This is a genomic window from Streptomyces sp. NPDC046805, from assembly GCF_040645355.1.
Classification (GTDB): domain Bacteria; phylum Actinomycetota; class Actinomycetes; order Streptomycetales; family Streptomycetaceae; genus Streptomyces.
Genome location: NZ_JBEYYC010000016.1, coordinates 116,598 through 135,721 on the forward strand (window position 1 = coordinate 116,598; position 19,124 = coordinate 135,721).

Sequence of the window (19,124 nt, forward strand, 5' to 3'; positions counted from 1 at the left end):
GTCCGTTCCACGGCCTCGTGCGTCAGGGGGCTCAAGTGAAGTACACGCCACCCAGCACGACCGCGAGCGCCGCCACGACGAACAGCAGGATCCAGAGCAGCAACTTACCGACGGCGGGCGGCGGTTCGTAGCGCGGCCCCTCGGGAGTGTCCGCGGTCACCGGTCCGTCACCACCGCGGCCTGGGGGCGGATCGGGAGGCGGTTCACCGGGCGGCCGGTCGCGGCACGCACCGCCGAGGCGATGGCGGCGGGCGACGTCACGACCGGGACCGCGCTGACGGACTTGGCGCCGAAGGGCGCGACCACGTCCCGCTCCTCGACCAGCTTGACGATCCGGATGTCCGGCGCGTCCAGGGTGGTCGGGAGCGCGTAGCCCGTGAGGTCGGGGTGGCGGACGAGGCCGCGCGGGGTGCGGAGGTTCTCGGTGAGGGCGATGCCGACGCCCTGGGTGACGCCCCCCTCGATACGGGCGTTGAGCTGGGCCGGGTTGAGGATGCGGCCCACGTCCTGGGCGACGGCCAGTTCCACGACCCGCACCGAGCCGAGCTCGATGTCGACGTCCACCACCGCACGGATCGCGCAGAAGGCGAGGCCCACGAAGGCGTCGCCCTGGCCCTCGGCGTTCAGCGGCTCGGTGGGGTGCGGGCGGCACTGGGCGGTGGCCCACAGCTCCTTGCCGTCCATGGCCTCGGTGACGGTCGTGGACAGCACGCCGTCGTACGACGTGATCTTGCCGTCGGTGATCTGGAGCAGCTCGGTCGACATGCCGAACTTGTGCGCCAGCGGCTGGAGAAGCTGGGTGCGGACCATCTTGGCCGCGCGTTCCACGGCGCCGCCCGACACCCAGGTGTGGCGGCCGCGGCAGCCCGCGCCGGCCGGGGGCTGGTCGGTGTCGACCGGGGCCACGTGGACCTCGTCGATGCCGAGGGTCTCCTGGACGATCTGCCGGGCGAGCGTGCCGAAGCCCTGGCCGGTCTCGACTGCCGCGCAGAGCACGGTCGCCACGCCGTCGTGGACCTTCACGGTCGCGGTGGACACCTCGTCGGCGCCCTCCGCGCCCAGCATGTGCACCATGCCCAGGCCGTAGCCCACGCCCCGGCGCACCGCGCCCGGTTCGCCCGCCCCCTCGGGGCCGCCGGGCAGCAGCAGCCAGCCCTCCTCGGGCATCTCCGTGGGGAGTTCGGGGAGCGGGAAGTCCCGCACGGCCTGCAGGAGTTCGGCCACCGGGGCCGGGCAGGTCACCGTCTGGCCGATCGGGAGCACGTCGCCGGTGGCGAGCACGTTGCGCAGGCGCAGCTCGGCCGGGTCCACGCCGAGCCGCTTCGCGAGCTTGTCCATCTGCGCCTCGTAGGCGGCGCAGACCTGCATGGCGCCCTCGCCGCGCACATGGCCGGAGGGCGGGTTGTTGGTGCGTACGGCCCAGCCCTCGATGAAGGCGTTGGGGACGACGTACGGTCCGCAGGCGAAGGAGACGGCGGCGGCCAGGGCGTCGGCGGACGTGTCGGCGTACGCGCCCGCATCCAGCAGGATCTGCGCCTCGACCTTCACCAGGTTGCCCTCGGCGTCGGCGTGATGGCGGTAGCGCAGCAGGGTCGGGTGGCGGTGGACGTGGCCGAGGAAGGACTCCTCGCGGGACGCCGCCAGCTTCACCGGGCAGCCGGTCTTGAGGGCGAGCAGGCCGAGCGGGAGCTGGAAGCCCTGGTCCTCGCGGTCGGCGGTGGCGCCCGGGACGCCGGTCACGACGATCTTCACCTGGTCGGTGGAGAGCCCGAAGCAGGCGGCGGCCGCGTTACGGTCGGTGTGCGGGTCGGTGGAGGCCAGGTAGAGCTCGACGCCGCCGTCGGGCCGGGGCACGGCGAGGCCCGCCTCGGCCCCTATGGGGGCAGGGTCCTGGCGGCCGATGCGATAGAGGCCCTCCACGACGATGTCGCCGGCCGCGTCCGGGTCTCCGTGGCGCAGCGGGATGTGCCGGATCAGGTTGCCGTCGGGATGCAGTGGTTCGGCCTCGAAGGCGTGCTCCGGGTCGGTCACCGGGTCGAGCACCTCGTACTCGACCATGATGGCCGCGGCGGCGATCCGTGCGGTGTCGGGGTGGTCGGCGGCGACGGCCGCGATGGGCTCGCCGTGGTGGCGTACGACCTCGGAGGCGAACACCGGGCGGTCGGGCGTGCCGCGGCCGTAGCGCGGGGTCCCGGGCACGTCCTCGTGCGTGACGACCGCGTGGACGCCGGGCATGTCGCGCGCGTGGGAGGTGTCGATGGACACGATGCGCGCGTGCGGGTGCGGGGAGCGCAGTACGGCCGCCCACAGCAGGCCCTCGGCCCACAGGTCCGCCGCGTACGGGAATGTGCCCTCGGTCTTGGCGCGGGCGTCGGACGCCGGCAGGGAGGCGCCGAGGCCGTGCGGCGGCGACTCCGGGACGGGCGCGGCCTCCGCGGCGGTGGTCGCGGTGGCGGCTTCGTTGCTCACGCGTGGCCTCCGTCCTGGCCGTAGGACTGGTCGTACGTCTCGCCGTAGGTGTCGTCGTACGGCTGGGGGAAGGTCTCGTCGTAGGGCTGGTCGTGCGGCGTGGGCGCCCCGAGGGACTCCGGGGACTCGAACGCCGCCGGGTTGACGCCGCCCGCGCCGGGACCCGCCTGGCGCGGGATGCGCGCCTCGTCCGCGTCCGCCTCGGTCCCGGCGGCGGCCTCCGCCTCGGCCGCGGCCTGCGCCTCGCGTTCCGCGACGGCCTCCTGGACGGCGTCCAGGACGCCCCGGTAGCCGCTGCAGCGGCACAGGTTGCCGCACAGGGCCTGGCGCGCCTCCAGATCGGTCGGCGCGGGGTTGCCCTCCAGCAGGTCGTGCACGGTCATCGCCATGCCGGGCACGCAGAAACCGCACTGCACCGCACCGCACTTGGCGAGCGCCCGCTGCACGTCCGAGGGCCGTCCGTCGGCGGCGAGCCCCTCGACCGTACGGACCTCGCTGCCGGCCGTGGTGACCGCGGGCACCAGGCAGGAGGCGACGAGCCGTCCGTCGACCTGGATGTTGCACGCCCCGCACTCGCCCTGCGAGCAGCCGTCCTTGGCACCGGCGAGGCCGAGGCGCTCACGCAACACGTACAGCAGGGACTCGCCGATCCAGGCGTCGGTGACGGGCCGGTCGGCGCCGTTGACGGTCAGGACGTACGAGGCCAGCGGGTGGTCGTCGTGCAGCGGCGCGGACTCCGGCTCGGGCAGCGCACCCGGCTCGTCGGCCGTCGCGTCGCCCTCCGCGGTCTCCGGACCGCCCTCGGCATCGGCGGCCGTCTCGGGCTGCGTCGGGGACTCGGCGCCCCTTTCAGGAGCCTCCTCGGGCCCTGACGCCTCAGCCGCCTCGGGCAGCTCGGCCGACTCTGCGGGATCGGCGCCGTCGGCCGGTTCCGCGGCCTCTTCGAACTCGTGGGAGTCGTGACCGCCCTCGTGGGCGGCGTGCGTGTCTTCGTGTACGGCGTACACGTCCTCGTGGACCGCGTGCGCGTCCTCGTGGACAGCCTGGGCGTCCTCGTGGGAGGCGGGAACGGCCTCGGGCAACGGCTGATGGGCTGGGTCGTCCTGGGCTGCGGCGCCGTACGCCTCGGTGGGCCCGTACCCCTCGTGGGCGTGCCCCGGCGCGTCCACGGTCCCGTAGCCCGGGACCTGCGCGTCCGGCGGACCCGGGTGCCCGTCGGCCGACGGCTGCCCCCAGGGCTCCCCCGCGGCCTCCGTCGCCCAGGGCGCGGGGGCGCCGCCGGGGAGGGTCGCCGGAGGGGTGCTGCCCCACTGCTCGACCAGGGAGGACGTGGTGAACTCGCCGGATTCGTCCGGCAGATCGCCCCCGGCGACGGGGATGGACCAGTGCCCGGTCACGTCGTGACCGGGAGCCGGGGCCGGTGCCGGTGGCGCGGGCTCCTCGTAGGTCCAGTGCTGGGTGGCCGCGGGCGTGTACGTGAACCGGTCGCCCGCGCCGCCCGTCTCCTGGGGCACGGTGTTCGAGTCGGGCCACTGGGCGCCGTCGGCCGGTGTCGTCCAGGCGCCCGGCGCGGCCGGCTCGGCCCCGGGGGCCGCCGCTATCTGCGGCGGCACATAGCCGTGGCCGGGCGCGGCGAGCGGGCTGTGGGCGGCCAGGAGCGCGTCGATGCCCCCCTCGGGAAGCTCCACGAACGCGGTGGCGCCGTCGTCGTAGTCGCCCTGGGGCAGCGGATCCCAGCGGCCACCGCCCTGGGGCGTGCCCTCTCCGTGCTGGTCGTCGGTCACGACAGCGCCCTCCCCAGTGCTCGTCGGGCCAGTGCGGCGACAGTGCGCCGCAGATGCAGTACGGCGGGCGGAAGTTGCGGGACGGAGCCGTCGGGCTCCGGCGCCGGGTCGGGGATGCAGGCCGCGGCGACGTACTCCCCGAAGGCGCTCAGGGCCTCGGGGGCGATCAGCCGCTCGTTGTCCCAGTCGATGAGCTGGGCGACCCACTGCTCGGCGTCCAGCGGCCGCAGCGGCATCGGCGCTATGGCGCCGACGGCGCACCGCACTCCGCGCCGGGCCGGGTCGAGGACCAGCGCCACCGAGGCGAGCGAACGGCCCGGCCCGGTACGGCCGGTCGCCTTCAGGAAGACCTGCGGGGCGTGCAGCAGCGGCACGCGCACGTAGCCGATGAGTTCGCCGCCGTTCAGCATCTCCACGCCGGCCAGCAGGTGCGACACCGGGACTTCCCGGCGGGCTCCCCCGGGCCCCGCGACGATCAGCATCGCCTCCAGGGCGGCCAGCACCGGCAGCAGGTCCCCGTTGGGCGCGGCGGAGGCGATGTTGCCGCCCAGGGTGCCCGCGTTGCGGATGTGCGGCGGTCCCGCGGCCCGCGCGGCGGCGGCGAGCGCCGGGATCAGGGCGGCGAAGTCGGGGCGCCCCATGCGCGCGTGCGTGAGCCCGGCGCCGAGGAGTGCGTGACCGTCCTGGTACTGCCAGCCGCGGATCTCACTGATCCGTCCGAGGCCGACCAGGGCGGCGGGCCTGAGCTGACCGGAGTTCACGGCGGCCATGAGGTCGGTGCCGCCCGCCACGGGGACGGCCGCGGGCATGGCGGTGAGTGCCGCCACGGCCTCGTCCAGTGTCGTGGGCAGCGTCACGGTCTGCGCCGCCTGCGGTGCGTGCGTGGTCAAACCGGCTGCCCCTTCCCGCTGCCCCACCTGGTCCCGCCTGTGTTGCCGTACGGTACGTGCTGACAGGGCGGACGTGGCAACTCTGGCACATCTTCGCGACGTCCGAACGCGGGGGTCCGCTAGGAGGTATTCGCCCACCTCATCGGGGAGATGGTCCCCTTTCGCACCCCATCACCCGTGCGCACCGAATGACACTCTTCGGTGACCCTTGCGGTCTTTTTTCACTGCGTGTTCGGGACAGAACGGCCCGCCCGAAGCAGGGCCGTCGGCGGCTCGGACGGCGAATTCCCGCCCTCACCGCAGGACTTGGCGAACCCCCTGGTCACAGCACTCTGCACAACAACGCCACACAACGACGCCGTACGACATCCCGGCTCTACGACGAAGACCCCCTGCAGCACGCCGAAGCGCACCCGGGGGTCTCGTGCGTCCCGGCCGGAAACGGCCGGAACAGCCGGAACGGTCCTGCGGGAAGGTCCGGCCGGAAGAGGGCCGGTTACTTTCCGTCGCCCTTGTCGTCGCCGCCGCTGCTGCCCATGGACTCGTAGATCTCCTTGCACATGGGGCACACGGGGTACTTCTTCGGGTCGCGGCCCGGCACCCACACCTTGCCGCACAGCGCCACGACGGGCGTGCCGTCGAGGGCGCTCGCCATGATCTTGTCCTTCTGGACGTAGTGGGCGAAGCGCTCGTGGTCACCGTCGCCGTGGGACACCTGTGGCGTCGGCTCTACGAGGGTCCCGGTACCAGTCCCGCGCTCGGGCTCGAGAGTGCTCATGCCGCCAAGGGTACTGAAGGTCACACGCATCAGTTGAGAGAAGGGTCGTCCGGATAGGTGGCCACCATCGCCAGCTCGCTGCGCTGCCGGCGCAGCACGTCGCGCCAGAGCTTCTCCGGGGACGGGGAGGAGACGTCGCCGGGCTCGGACTCGACGACGTACCAGGCACCCTCCACCAGCTCGTCCTCCAGCTGACCCGGGCCCCAGCCGGCGTACCCGGCGAAGATCCGCAGGGAGCCGAGGGCCGAGGCGAGCAGCTCGGGCGGGGCCTCCAGGTCGACGAGGCCGATCGCGCCGTGCACCCGCCGCCAGCCGAGCGGCGCGCGGTCGCCGGACGCCCCGCCGGGGATGACCGCGACACCGAGGGCCGAGTCCAGCGACACCGGACCGCCCTGGAAGACGACGCCGGGCTCGCCCGTGAGGTCGGCCCAGCCCTCGAGGATGTCGCCCACGTCGACCGGGGTCGGACGGTTGAGGACGACACCGAGGGAACCCTCCTCGTCGTGGTCGAGAAGGAGCACCACCGCACGGTCGAAGTTCGGGTCCGCCAGGGCGGGCGTTGCCACGAGCAGCCGCCCTGTGAGCGAGGACACCTCGGTCATGCCAGACATGATCCCGCATCTTCGCTCCGCATGGGGAGCCAAGTCCCTTACCGGGGTTAACGCCCGCCATGGCCCGTCGGCGCACCCCTGCGCGTGCGTTGTGTCACGGTGACCCTTTGTGCCCGACAGGGGACGTTTCGTGTTGTGACACGGTCATGACGTAGCTGTGCCCGGCTCGGGCTTACGGCGGAGGGGTCAACGGCGATTACCCTGTCCCCCGGCCCCTGCCCCACTCCACGGAACGCGAGATTCATGACCGTCAACGACGATGTCCTGCTTGTCCACGGCGGAACCCCGCTGGAGGGCGAGATCCGTGTCCGCGGTGCGAAGAACCTCGTACCGAAGGCCATGGTCGCCGCCCTGCTGGGCAGTGCGCCGAGTCGACTGCGCAACGTTCCGGACATCCGTGACGTGCGGGTCGTACGCGGTCTGCTGCAGCTGCACGGGGTGACCGTACGTCCGGGTGAGGAGCCCGGCGAGCTGGTGATGGACCCGTCGCACGTGGAGAGCGCGAACGTCGCCGACATCGACGCCCACGCGGGTTCCTCGCGCATCCCGATCCTCTTCTGCGGCCCCCTGCTGCACCGCCTCGGGCACGCCTTCATCCCGGGCCTCGGCGGCTGCGACATCGGCGGCCGTCCGATCGACTTCCACTTCGAGGTGCTGCGGCAGTTCGGCGCGACCATCGAGAAGCGCGCCGACGGCCAGTACCTGGAGGCCCCCAAGGGCCTGCGCGGCACGAAGATCCGGCTGCCCTACCCGTCCGTCGGCGCGACCGAGCAGGTGCTGCTGACGGCCGTCCTGGCCGAGGGCGTCACGGAGCTGTCCAACGCGGCCGTCGAGCCGGAGATCGAGGACCTCATCTGCGTGCTGCAGAAGATGGGCGCGATCATCGCGATGGACACCGACCGCACGATCCGCATCACCGGTGTGGACAAGCTCGGCGGCTACACCCACCGCGCCCTCTCGGACCGCCTGGAGGCCGCGTCCTGGGCGTCGGCGGCGCTGGCGACCGAGGGCAACATCTACGTCCGCGGCGCCCAGCAGCGCTCGATGATGACGTTCCTGAACACCTTCCGGAAGGTCGGCGGCGCCTTCGAGATCGACGACGAGGGCATCCGCTTCTGGCACCCCGGCGGCCAGCTGAAGTCCATCGCGCTGGAGACGGACGTGCACCCCGGCTTCCAGACCGACTGGCAGCAGCCGCTGGTGGTCGCCCTGACGCAGGCCACGGGCCTGTCGATCATCCACGAGACGGTCTACGAGTCCCGGCTGGGCTTCACCTCCGCCCTGAACCAGATGGGCGCCCACATCCAGCTCTACCGCGAGTGCCTGGGCAGCTCCGACTGCCGCTTCGGCCAGCGCAACTTCCTGCACTCCGCGGTCGTGTCCGGCCCCACGAAGCTCCAGGGCGCCGACCTGGTCATCCCGGACCTCCGGGGCGGCTTCTCGTACCTCATCGCGGCCCTGGCGGCCCAGGGCACGTCCCGGGTCCACGGCATCGACCTGATCAACCGCGGTTACGAGAACTTCATGGAGAAGCTCGTCGAGCTCGGCGCGAAGGTCGAGCTGCCGGGCAAGGCCCTCGGCTGAGCCACGGTCGTACGAGGCTGACGCCGACAGGCATACGAGGCTGACGCCGACGGACGTACAAAAAGGGGCGGCCACCCGGACCGGGTGGCCGCCCCTTCGGCGTCACTGCGCCGCGTGCATCGTCCCGGGATGCACGCGCGGCGAGATCACTTGCCCTTCGCGGCTTCCTTGAGCTTGCTGCCCGCGGAGACCTTCACGCTGTAGCCGGCCGGGATGTTGATGGGCTCACCGGTCTGCGGGTTGCGCGCGGTGCGAGCGGCACGGTGGGTGCGCTCGAAGGTCAGGAAGCCGGGGATGGTGACCTTCTCGTCGCCCTTGGAGACGATGTCGCCGACGACCTCGGCGAACGCGGCCAGCACGGCATCGGCGTCCTTGCGGGTCACCTCGGCGCGGTCGGCCAGCGCGGCCACCAGCTCACTGCGGTTCATTTTGTTACTCCCGTGTTCTTCTTGCCATGGAGGCGTGCCACGCGGCGGAGCCGCATGTCGGGCACGGCGAAGCCGATGCTGCCAGGGTCCTCGGACAGTCCCCGGACCGGGTCCTGGGTCAGACCCTCGCGCCCAGGGACGCATCCTGCCCCTACCTGCGGCGGGAAAGCCAATCCGGCACCCGCAGGAGTCGTGAGAACACCCTTGGGAGTCACACGAAAAGAGGGCTCAAGCCTCGCCGACACCCTAAAGGCGATCCGAGCGGAGCGGCCTCGCGACGCGCCGGAGGCCGGGGCCGCGTGGCGATCCTCACAGCCCCCGGGCCCGTGAGGCCTGGGCTCCGGGGCTCCGGGGCCCCGCGGCCCCGGCCCGTACGGGCCGTCACAGACCCTCGCCGGCCACCTTCGCCGCCTCGCGGACGGCGCCGGCGACGGCGCCCGCGACCTTGTCGTTGAAGACGCTCGGAATGATGTAGTTCGGGTTGATCTCGTCCTCGCTCACCACGTCGGCCAGGGCCTGCGCGGCGGCGAGCATCATGTCCGTGTTGACGGTGCGGGACTGCGCGTCGAGCAGGCCGCGGAAGACGCCCGGGAAGACCAGCACGTTGTTGATCTGGTTCGGGAAGTCGGAGCGGCCGGTGGCCACAACTGCCGCCGTCTGACGGGCGATTGCGGGGTCCACCTCGGGGTCCGGGTTCGCGAGCGCGAACACGATCGCACCCTCGGCCATCGCGGCCACGTCGTCGCCGTCGAGGACGTTCGGGGCCGAGACGCCGATGAAGACGTCGGCGCCGTGCACGGCCTCCTTCAGCGTGCCGGTCAGGCCCTCGGGGTTGGTGTTGTCGGCGATCCAGCGCAGCGGCGAGTCGGCCGGCGCGTCCACCAGGTCCCCGCGGCCGGAGTGCACGACGCCCTGGATGTCGGCGACGACGGCGTTCTTGACGCCGGCGGCGAGCAGCAGCTTGAGGATGGCCGTACCGGCGGCGCCGGCGCCGGACATGACGACGCGGATGCTCTCCATCGTCTTGCCGGTGACGCGCAGCGCGTTGGTCAGGGCGGCGAGCACGACGATCGCGGTGCCGTGCTGGTCGTCGTGGAAGACGGGGATGTCGAGGGCCTCACGCAGCCGCGCCTCGATCTCGAAGCAGCGGGGGGCGGAGATGTCCTCCAGGTTGATGCCGGCGAACCCGGGCGCGATGGCCTTGACGATCTCGACGATCGCGTCGCTGTCCTGGGTGTCGAGGCAGATCGGCCAGGCGTCGATGCCGGCGAACCGCTTGAAGAGGGCCGCCTTGCCCTCCATGACGGGCAGGGCGGCCTTGGGGCCGATGTTGCCGAGGCCGAGCACGGCGGAGCCGTCCGTCACGACCGCGACGGAGTTGCGCTTGATGGTGAGGCGGCGGGCGTCCTCGGGGTTCTCGGCGATCGCCATGCAGACGCGGGCCACACCCGGCGTGTAGACCATGGACAGGTCGTCGCGGTTGCGGATGGGGTGCTTGGACTGCATCTCGATCTTGCCGCCGAGGTGCATGAGGAACGTACGGTCCGAGACCTTGCCGAGCGTGATGCCGTCGATACCGCGGAGCTCCTCCACGATCTCGTCGGCGTGCGCGGTCGAGGTGGCGGCGATGGTGACGTCGATGCGGAGCTTCTCATGGCCGGACGCGGTGACGTCGAGGCCGGTCACCGAGCCTCCGGAGGACTCCACGGCGGTGGTGAGCTGCGAGACGGCCGTTCCGCTCGCGGGCACCTCCAGCCGGATCGTCATCGAGTAGGAGACGCTGGGCGCCGTTGCCATGGCCGACTTCCTCTGCTGTGCGGTGTCGCGAAGTTGTGCCGTCCGATCGTCGCACCTACCCCCGAGTACGTGGTAGCCGCCTCGAATTAAGGACGTTTTGTTCACATACAAGGACGCACGACGGGGCACGACGCGAGAGGCCCACGTCACAGTGGACGTGGGCCTCTCGTACGAGCAGTGACACCGACCCGCCATGCTCGCCTCGCGGCAAGTGGTCCCTCTAAGGGACGAAGGTTGGGCCCGGGGGCTTGGATCGAGCCGGTGTCACCGCCAAGGCTAGCAAACGGATCCCGTCCGGCTATTCCCGCCCGCGGAGTTCACAGGAATCAGTCCCGGAGCAGGTCCGGTACGCCGTCCGCGTCCGGATCGTCCCGTTCCGCCGAGACGACCGTCAGCTGCTGCGTGGCCCGGGTCAGGGCGACGTACAGCACGCGCAGGCCCGCCGGGGACTCGTCCGCGATCTCCGCGGGCGAGACGACGACCGTCGCGTCGTACTCCAGGCCCTTCGCCTCCAGGCTGCCGAGCGCGACCACCCTCTCGCCCAGCCCGTCGAGCCAGCGCCGGGCCTCCTCGCGCCGCTGCATCGGGACGACGACGCCGACCGTGCCGTCGACCTGGTCGAGGAGCCGCTCGGCCTCCGCCCGGACCGTTCGCTCCAGGGCGCCGTCGACGACGGCGAAGCGCGGCTGAACGCCGGTGGAGCGCACCGCGGACGGGGCGGCCGAGCCGGGCATGGCGAGGGCCAGCACCTTGGAGGCCAGCTCGGCGATCTCGGCCGGGTTGCGGTAGTTCACGGTGAGGTTGAAGCGGCGGCGCGGGCGGCTGCCCAGGGCCTCGTCGCGGGCCTCGGCCGCCTCGTCGGGGTCGGACCAGGAGGACTGGGCCGGGTCGCCGACGATCGTCCAGGTGGCGTGCCGGCCGCGCCTGCCGACCATGCGCCACTGCATCGGCGTGAGGTCCTGCGCCTCGTCGACGATGACGTGCGCGTACTCGGTGCGCTCCTGCGCCAGCCGCTCGGCCCGCTCGCGCTGCGACTCCTCGCGCCCGGGCATCAGCTCTTCCAGGCCGGTGAGCTGGTCGAGCGGGTCCAGCTCGCGCTTCTTCTTGGGGCGGGCCGGGGCGCCGAGGATCGCCTGGAGCTCGTCGAGCAGGGCGATGTCGTGCACGGAGTGACCGTCGCGCTTCAGGGAGCGGGCGATCTTGCGCACCTCGTTCGGGTTCAGGATCCGCCGGGCCCAGCGGCCGAGCCGCCGCTCGTCCGCCATGGCCGCGAGAACGCCCTTCGGGGTCAGCTCCGGCCACCAGGCGTCGAGGAACTCGATGAAGCTGTCCTCCGTCGTGATGTCCTCGTCGAAGGAGGAGCGCAGCTCGGCCGCCAGCTCCGGGTCCGCGTGCCGGCCGGCCGCGCCGGACTTCGCCCACAGGGCGTCGAGGAGCAGCTTGCGGGCGCGCGGGCGCATCAGGTTCACCGGTGCCGTGCCGCCGAGCGCGTTGCGCCGGATCCGCTCCAGCTCCGCCGCCTCCAGCTCGATACGACGCCCGAAGGCGACGACGCGCAGCCGGTTCGGCGCGTCGCTCGTCTCCAGCGCGCCGCGCGCGGCCTTCCGCAGCACCTTCAGCATGCGGTACGACCCCTTGGCGCGGGCCGCGGACGGGGAGTCGTACAGGGTGGCCTCGGCGCCCACGGCGTCCACGGCGAGTGAGCCGATCGCGCGGATGGCGACCTGGCCCTCCTCGCCGAGGGAGGGCAGCACACCCTCGGTGTACGCGACGAGCAGCGGGGTCGGCGAGACGATCAGGATGCCGCCCGCGTACCGCCTGCGGTCCTGGTAGAGCAGGTAGGCCGCACGGTGCAGGGCGACGGCGGTCTTGCCGGTGCCCGGGCCGCCCTCGACGTAGGTCACGGAGGCGGCGGGGGCGCGGATGACCAGGTCCTGCTCGGCCTGGATGGAGGCGACGATGTCCCGCATGGTGTGGCTGCGGGCCTGCCCGAGGGCGGCCATCAGGGCGCCGTCGCCGATGACGGGCAGCTCCTCGCCTTCGCGGTAGGCGGTGAGCTCGGGGCGCATCAGGTCGTCCTCGACGCCGAGGACCCTGCGCCCCTTGGAGCGGATGACGCGGCGCCGGACGACCCGGCCGGGGTCGACGGGGGTGGAGCGGTAGAAGGGTGCGGCGGCGGGCGCCCGCCAGTCGATGACGAGCGGCGAGTAGTCCTGGTCCAGGACGCCGATGCGGCCGATGTGCAGGGTCTCGGCGATGTCGGCGGTGTTGTCGTCACGCACCGCGCCCTCGGCGGGCTCTACGGCGGTGTAGGCGCCGTCGGGGCCCTTCTTGCCGTCCTTGCCCTGGAGCAGGTCGATCCGCCCGAAGAGGAAGTCCTCGAACTCGTTGTTGAGTCGGTTGAGATGGACCCCGGCCCGGAAGACCTGGGCGTCCCGCTCGGCGAGCGCGCCGGGCGTGCCGACCTGGCCGCGCTTGGCCGCGTCGTCCATCAGGAACTCGGCCTCGTGGATCTTCTCCTCGAGGCGCCGGTACACCCGGTCCAGGTGTTCCTGTTCGACACTGATCTCTCGGTCACGTACGGAATCGTGTGCGTCGTGAACCGAGCCGACCGCGGATTGCTGAGCCTGAGCGGCCACCGGGCCCCCTTCTGACGTGCTGGGCAGCCGTCAACCGTACGCGAAGGGGGCCCGCGGAAGCTACGCGTCGACGTTCGCAGGCGACTACGAGTCGACTTCCACCAAGCGCTTTCCGTCGAAGGTCATGACCTCGAAGTGGTCGATCTGGTTGGGGCTGAGGGCGGCGCCGCCGTGGACGTAGAGCGGGTTCTTGGCCTCTACGCGCTTGGCGTTCGCGACGCCGTAGCCCCAGTTGGGGACGGACCACGAGGTGACCGTCTCGCGCTCGCCGTTCTTGCCGACGGCGATGAGCGAGCACTTCTTCGGGCCGGTGACGTTCTTGAGCTGGAGGACCGCGTGGGTGCCCCAGTCCCTCTTCTCCACGGCGACGGTCGCGGTGACGTGGGTCGTCGGGTCCGTCGCCGTCCTCTTGTCGGTCATGGCCTGGAAGGCCGCCTGGGCGGGCCCCATGGCCATGTTGTGGTCGGCGTCGTCCGAGCCGCCGGTGGCCGCCATGACGGCCAGCGGACCGCCGATGATCACCGCGGCCGCGGCCGCCACCAGGTAGAAGCTGCGGCGGCGCTTCATCGCGCGGCGCTCGGAGACCTCGTCGACCAGTTTCTCCACCAGTCGCGGACTGGGCCGGGCGGAGAGCGACTCCCCGATCGCGGGCATGCCGGAGCCCGGCAGGTCCGCGAGCGCGGCCATCATCGGTTCCATCCCCGAGAGTTCGTCGAGCTGCTGGGCGCACCACTCGCAACCGGCGAGATGGGCCTCGAAGGCAGTCGCCTCGGCGTCGTCGAGGATGCCGAGGGCGTAGGCACCGACCGTCTCGTGCTCGCCTGGCACCGGAGTTCCCTGCCTGGGGCTCATGGGTCCAGACATACCCGGACCACCCGTGCTGAATCCGCTGTATCCCCCGTACCCACTCATCACGCCGTCACCCCCCGCTCCTCCAGCGCCAGCTTCATCGACCGCAGGGCATAGAACACCCGGGAACGAACCGTGCCGCTGGGTATACCGAGCGTCTCGGCCGCCTCGTTGACGGTACGCCCCTTGAAGTAGGTCTCGACGAGCACCTCCCGGTGGGCCGGGGTCAGGTCGTCGAGCGCGTCCGACAGCGTCATCAGCCACAGCGCCTTGTCGATCTCGTCCTCCGCGGGGATGACCTCCAGCGGCGACGGATCGACCTCCTGCGGCCGGGCCTGCCGGCTGCGGTGGCCGTCGATGACGATGCGACGCGCGACCGTCACCAGCCAGGGGCGTACCGAACCGGTCGCCCGGTTGAGCTGACCGGCGTTCTTCCAGGCACGGATGAGCGTCTCCTGCACGACGTCCTCGGCTCGCTGCCGATCTCCGGCGACCAGCCGCAGGACGTAGGCGAGGAGTGGTCCGGCGTGCTCGCGATACAGGGCACGCATCAGCTCCTCATCGGGCTCCGAGGGCTGGGACATGCGATGTCGGGCCCTCGATCCAGATTCATTGGCCACGACGGAATCCTTGCGCACGCCCACCTCCGATGTCCGGGGGATCCCCCAGCCGGTCGCTCGTGCACGGGTACGGAAGCGGGCCGCGTCGTGTTCAACGTGATGCGGAGTGACGTGACAGTTTTCTGCGGGGTGTCACGGCGAGAAGGACATGGCCGCACATTCCCACCGCGTGGTCTTTGCAAGTCCGTCTCAGGCACGAGGGATTGGAGTCGGCGGCTCGGCGGCTACGGCAAACGTGGTGTTACGTAAATCACGTCACGCGCGGGCCAGGGCCGCCCGGCGCCGGTGCCGGGCCACCCGTTCCCGGTTCCCGCAGACCTCGCTGGAGCACCAGCGCCTCCTGCGTCCCCGGGAGGTGTCCAGGTACACGATGGGGCACTTGTCCCCTTCGCACTCCCTGACGGCCGCGCGCGCGACGGGGTCGGTCAGCAGCTCCACCACGTCCCGGGCGACGACCGCGAGCAACGCGGCGGACTCGGGCGGGCCGGTCAACTCCCGGACGAGGGTGCCGTCCTGGTCGCGCACCGCGCGCGGGACCGGGGGCGCGGCACGGGCGATCTCGTTGACGCGGGCGAGCGCGAGGTCGTACGGCCGGCTCGCGAGGTCGTACGACCGGCCGTCGGTCACCGGCACGGCCGTCACCAACTGGCCGATGCGGGCGCGCAGTTCGCGGAAATCCAGCAGCCAGGCGGCGTCCGCGTGCGTGAGCGGCGTGCCCGGTGGGACGAGTCCCGAGCCGGCGATCCAGGCGCGCAGCGGGCCGACCGAGTCGAGCCGTTCCTCGGGATGGGTGGTCGCGAGGAGATCCAGGCAGATCCGCCCGGCGTCGAACCGCAGCTCGTACGGGGCCGTGGCCGTACCCAGTGCCATGTGCCTGTCACCGCCTAGGGGTTACCCGGTGGAGGAAGCCGTTCCCTCTCTCACAGTGCCTGCCCACGCGCCCGACCGGAACCCCTCGTACCGGGACCTCGTGGCGGGCCCGGGCCGTCCGTGACGTCAGGCGTCCGCGTACTTCGCGTCGGCGGCCGGGTCCAGCGCCAGCCGGTAACCCCGCTTGACCACGGTCTGGATCAGCTTCGGCGCTCCAAGTGCCGTACGCAGCCGGGCCATCGCGGTCTCCACCGCGTGCTCGTCCCGCCCCGCGCCGGGCAGCGCCCGCAGCAGCTCGGCCCGCGCGACCACCCACCCCGGCCGCCGCGCCAGCGCCCGCAGCAGCGCCATCCCGGCCGGCGGTACGGGCCTGAGCTCGCCGTCCACCACGACCGCGTGCCCCCGGATCTCCACCCGCCGCCCGGCGATCGGCAACGCCCGTGCGCGCGCGGGCAGTTCACGGCACAGCAGCTGGACGAGCGGACCGAGCCGGAACCGCTCCGGCTGCGCCGTGTCGATCCCCCGGGCCTGCAGCGGCAGTGCGGTGACGGGCCCGACGCACGCGGGCAGCACGTCGTGGTTCAGGGCGGCGAGCAACTCGTCGGCCAGCCCCCGCTCTTCGGCTCGTGAGAGCAGCGACGCGGCGGCGGGGGCGCTGGTGAAGGTGAGCGCGTCCAGCCCGCGCGAGACGGTCGCGTCCAGCAACCGGTCGACGGGACCGATGTCCTCCGGCGGCATCCACCGGTACACCGGCACCGGCACCACCTCCGCTCCCCCGGCCCGCAGCGCCTCCACGAACCCGGGCAGCGGCTCACCGTGCAGCTGTACGGCGATACAGCGCCCGTCGACGCCCTCCGTCAGCAGCCGGTCGAGCACCTCCGCCATGGACTCGCTCGACGGCGACCACTCCTCCGTGAGTCCGGCGGCGCGCACCGCTCCCTTGACCTTGGGTCCGCGCGCCAGCAGCTCCACGGCGCGCAGCCGACCGAGCAGCCGCTCGCCGAGCCCCCACCCGTCGGCCGCCTCGATCCACCCGCGGAAGCCGATGGCGGTCGTGGCCACGACCACGTCCGGCGCCCGGTCGATGATCTCCCGGGTGGCGGCGAGGAGTTCACCGTCGTCGGCGAGCGGCACGATCCGCAGCGCGGGCGCGTGCAGGACGGCGGCGCCGCGCCGCTGGAGCAGCGCTCCGAGCTCGTCGGCGCGGCGCGCGGCCGTCACGCCGACGGTGAACCCGGCGAGGGGTCCGTGACCGGGTTCGGGTCGCTGCTGCTGTCCGTCGTACATGGCCCTCCTGCCTCGCCTGCATGCGGAACCGAGCCTGTCAACGGCGCGTGACAGGCTCGGTTCCGCATGATGTCACCCGTGTTACGTCACACCTCGGCGTAGCCGGGCCGCGGCTTCGCCCCGGCGGCGGCCGTCGCCCGCACCCGTCCGGCCGGACGGCGAAGGTATACGGCCCAGGTGACCGCGAAGCAGGCGCCGTAGCAGGCGAGGAAGGCGACGAACGCGCCGGTGCCGGAGCCGTAGGAGAGGAAGGACTGCCGGAAGGCGAGGTTGATGCCGACACCGCCGAGCGCGCCGACGGCCCCGATGATCCCCATGGCGGCCCCCGACAGCCGCCGCGCGTGGCTCGCGGCCGCGTCCCCCGTGAGCCCCCGGGCGAGGGCCTTCGCCCGGAAGATGCCGGGGATCATCTTGTACGTCGATCCGTTGCCGAGCCCGCTGAGCGCGAACAGCACGATGAACACGGTGACGAACAGCGGCAGCGACTGGCGCATACCGGCGACGACGAGGACCGCGGTGGCCGCGGCCATCCCGACATAGGTGCAGAGCGTGATGCGCGCCCCGCCGTACCGGTCGGCGAGCCGGCCGCCGACGGGCCGGACGAGGGAGCCGAGCAGCGGGCCGATGAAGGTGAGGTAGGCGGCCTGGAGGGGCGTACGCCCGAACTGACCGGTGAGCACCTGCCCGAAGGCGAAGCTGTAGCCGATGAACGACCCGAAGGTGCCGACGTAGAGGAAGGACATGATCCAGGTGTGCGGGTCCCTCGCGGCGTCCCTGGCGGCGCCGGTGTCGCTGCGCACGGCGGAGAGGTTGTCCATGAAGAGGGCGGCGAGCACGGCGGCGGCGACGATCAGCGGGATGTAGATCCCGAGCAGCACGCGCGGCCCGCCGCCCGCCCCGATGACCGCGAGGGCGACGAGCTGGATGACGGGCACGCCGATGTTCCCGCCGCCGGCGTTGATCCCGAGCGCCCACCCCTTCTCGCGGAGCGGGAAGAAGGCGTTGATGTTGGTCATGGAGGAGGCGAAGTTCCCGCCGCCGATGCCGGCGAGCAGGGCGACGAGGAGGAAGGTGCCGAACGACGTCCCCGGCTCCATCACCGCGAACGCGGCGACGGTCGGGACGAGGAGCAGACCCGCGGAGACGACCGTCCAGTTCCGCCCGCCGAAGAGCGCGACGGCAAAGGTGTAGGGGACGCGGACGACGGCGCCGACGAGGGTGACCACCGACGTCAGCAGGAACTTGTCGGCCGGGCTCAGCCCGTACTCCGGCCCCATGAACAGCACCAGCACGGACCACACGGTCCAGACCGAGAACCCGATGTGCTCGCAGAGCACGGAGAGGGCGAGATTCCGCCGGGCGGTCTTCTCCCCGGTCGCCTTCCAGAAGGCGTCGTCCTCCGGATCCCAGTGCTCGATCCAGCGGCCGTTGCGACGGGTTGGGGCTGGGGCTGGGGCTGTCATGGCGCGCCTCCACGGTGCTCCGGGACTCGGGTGACGAGTCCCGAAGGTAGGGAGGCCGCGTTTCCGGCCTGTGGCCGCGAGTGACCGCGGGGGAACTTTGCTCTCACCCGCCGGGGAGGGCGGGTGAGAGGTCCCGCGCCGGGATCTAGCGGGGCGCCTGCGGAGGGTACGGGGGCTGCTGGTTCGGCGGCGGGTAGTACGGCTGCGGCTGGGGGTAGGCCTGGGGAGCGTACGGACCCGGCTGCTGGGGGTAGGCCTGGGGAGCGTACGGACCCGGCTGCTGGGGGTAGGCCTGGGGAGCGTACGGACCCGGCTGCTGGGGGTAGGCCTGCGGGGCGTACGGACCCGGCGCGTACGGGCCGGACTGATAGGGCTGCGGCTGAGGTTGCGGCTGCGGCTGCGGCTGTCCCGGCATGTGCTGGGCCTGCTGGACCGGCGGGGTCTGCTGCTGCGGCGCCTCGGGCGGCAGGTACCGTACGCGCCCGTTCTTGTCGGTCACCGGCACGAACCCGGCGGCCTGAAGGCGCCTGGCGTACTTGCCGTTGAGCAACTTGGTCACCAGGAACCCGCCCCCCACGACGGGGAGGAGGAGGGCCCCGACGACAACGGCGGCGACGACGGCACCGACACCGCCGCCCATCCGCACCACGGCGACAACCAGTCCGGCGATGATGCCGATGGCGGTGTACGCCATCCGCTTGTCGGCGGTCTTACCGGTGAGGTCGTACTGGATCCGGGTCTTGAACAGCCCGACCGCCGCGGGCACGACGGGCGGCAGCGAGACCCCGTCGGCGGCGTTCGGATACTGCGCCCAGTTCTGCGCGGCACGCGCCCGCGCCTGCGGGCCGGGGTCGGGCACGAGCAGCATCTTGCGCACGTTGTTGCGCGCCCCGCTGTACCACGCGTCGGCGTACTGATACCCGAACTGCTCGGCTATGCAGGCGAGTTCGGCCAGGTTCCGCAGAGGTGTCAGCGCGTTCATGAGCTCGACCGGCTCACCGGCGGCCATCTTCCGCAGCATCTTCTGCACTTGCCGTTTGCTCACAGCACCCGCT

At 72.2% G+C, this 19,124-nt stretch carries 16 protein-coding genes; 1 reads left to right on the top strand and 15 read right to left on the bottom strand.

The window, feature by feature from the left end:
- Positions 1-31: 31 nt before the first annotated feature.
- From ABZ910_RS19225 to ABZ910_RS19250, 6 genes are all read right to left on the bottom strand, one after another.
- Positions 32-160 carry a hypothetical protein gene (locus ABZ910_RS19225; protein WP_361366154.1) on the bottom strand — a complete coding sequence of 43 codons (129 nt, stop codon included), beginning with the start codon at positions 158-160 and terminating at the stop codon, positions 32-34.
- A complete protein-coding gene (locus ABZ910_RS19230; protein WP_361366157.1) occupies positions 157-2,469 on the bottom strand; it encodes a molybdopterin cofactor-binding domain-containing protein in 2,313 nt (770 codons plus the stop codon). The genes ABZ910_RS19225 and ABZ910_RS19230 overlap by 4 nt, the downstream gene beginning before the upstream one ends.
- Entirely contained in the window at positions 2,466-4,253 is a 1,788-nt protein-coding gene (locus ABZ910_RS19235; RefSeq protein ID WP_361366160.1) for a 2Fe-2S iron-sulfur cluster-binding protein, read from the bottom strand. Before ABZ910_RS19235 ends, ABZ910_RS19230 begins: the two co-directional genes overlap by 4 nt.
- Positions 4,250-5,143: an FAD binding domain-containing protein gene (locus tag ABZ910_RS19240; RefSeq protein ID WP_361366163.1), complete on the bottom strand. Its 894-nt coding sequence runs from the start codon at positions 5,141-5,143 to the stop codon at positions 4,250-4,252. Before ABZ910_RS19240 ends, ABZ910_RS19235 begins: the two co-directional genes overlap by 4 nt.
- A gap of 496 nt (positions 5,144-5,639) precedes the next feature.
- Entirely contained in the window at positions 5,640-5,921 is a 282-nt protein-coding gene (locus ABZ910_RS19245; protein ID WP_361366166.1) for a DUF3039 domain-containing protein, read from the bottom strand.
- 29 nt (positions 5,922-5,950) lie between these two features.
- The gene (locus ABZ910_RS19250) at positions 5,951-6,523 is read right to left on the bottom strand and encodes a YqgE/AlgH family protein (RefSeq protein ID WP_361366169.1); all 573 of its coding nucleotides are present in this window, start codon (positions 6,521-6,523) and stop codon (positions 5,951-5,953) included.
- A gap of 252 nt (positions 6,524-6,775) precedes the next feature.
- Here ABZ910_RS19250 and murA point away from each other — a divergent pair, with 252 nt between their 5' ends.
- Positions 6,776-8,116, top strand: a complete 1,341-nt coding sequence (gene murA, locus ABZ910_RS19255; RefSeq protein WP_361366172.1) for a UDP-N-acetylglucosamine 1-carboxyvinyltransferase — start codon at positions 6,776-6,778, stop codon at positions 8,114-8,116.
- Positions 8,117-8,262: 146 nt separating this feature from the next.
- On the opposite strand, the gene ABZ910_RS19260 is transcribed toward murA, so the two are convergent.
- The 9 genes from ABZ910_RS19260 to ABZ910_RS19300 all read right to left on the bottom strand — a co-directional run bounded on the left by ABZ910_RS19260 (position 8,263) and on the right by ABZ910_RS19300 (position 19,114).
- Positions 8,263-8,544: an HU family DNA-binding protein gene (locus ABZ910_RS19260; protein ID WP_067001509.1), complete on the bottom strand. Its 282-nt coding sequence runs from the start codon at positions 8,542-8,544 to the stop codon at positions 8,263-8,265.
- Positions 8,545-8,925: 381 nt separating this feature from the next.
- A complete protein-coding gene (locus tag ABZ910_RS19265) occupies positions 8,926-10,341 on the bottom strand; it encodes an NAD-dependent malic enzyme (RefSeq protein ID WP_361366175.1) in 1,416 nt (471 codons plus the stop codon).
- A 326-nt stretch (positions 10,342-10,667) separates the two neighbouring features.
- Positions 10,668-12,980 carry a UvrD-helicase domain-containing protein gene (locus ABZ910_RS19270; RefSeq protein ID WP_361366178.1) on the bottom strand — a complete coding sequence of 771 codons (2,313 nt, stop codon included), beginning with the start codon at positions 12,978-12,980 and terminating at the stop codon, positions 10,668-10,670.
- 84 nt (positions 12,981-13,064) lie between these two features.
- On the bottom strand, positions 13,065-13,892 hold the full coding sequence (locus ABZ910_RS19275) for a zf-HC2 domain-containing protein (protein ID WP_361366181.1): 828 nt from the start codon (positions 13,890-13,892) through the stop codon (positions 13,065-13,067).
- The gene (locus ABZ910_RS19280) at positions 13,892-14,413 is read right to left on the bottom strand and encodes a sigma-70 family RNA polymerase sigma factor (RefSeq protein WP_010039908.1); all 522 of its coding nucleotides are present in this window, start codon (positions 14,411-14,413) and stop codon (positions 13,892-13,894) included. The genes ABZ910_RS19275 and ABZ910_RS19280 overlap by 1 nt, the downstream gene beginning before the upstream one ends.
- 291 nt (positions 14,414-14,704) lie before the next feature.
- The gene (locus ABZ910_RS19285) at positions 14,705-15,319 is read right to left on the bottom strand and encodes a CGNR zinc finger domain-containing protein (protein ID WP_361366183.1); all 615 of its coding nucleotides are present in this window, start codon (positions 15,317-15,319) and stop codon (positions 14,705-14,707) included.
- 126 nt (positions 15,320-15,445) lie between these two features.
- Positions 15,446-16,606, bottom strand: coding sequence for a uroporphyrinogen-III synthase (locus ABZ910_RS19290; RefSeq protein WP_361366186.1), 1,161 nt, complete (start codon positions 16,604-16,606; stop codon positions 15,446-15,448).
- An 86-nt stretch (positions 16,607-16,692) separates the two neighbouring features.
- Complete coding sequence (locus ABZ910_RS19295; RefSeq protein WP_361366188.1) at positions 16,693-18,069, bottom strand: nitrate/nitrite transporter; 1,377 nt, start codon at positions 18,067-18,069, stop codon at positions 16,693-16,695.
- Between the two features lie 145 nt (positions 18,070-18,214).
- Entirely contained in the window at positions 18,215-19,114 is a 900-nt protein-coding gene (locus ABZ910_RS19300) for a hypothetical protein (RefSeq protein WP_361366190.1), read from the bottom strand.
- Positions 19,115-19,124 lie beyond the last annotated feature (10 nt).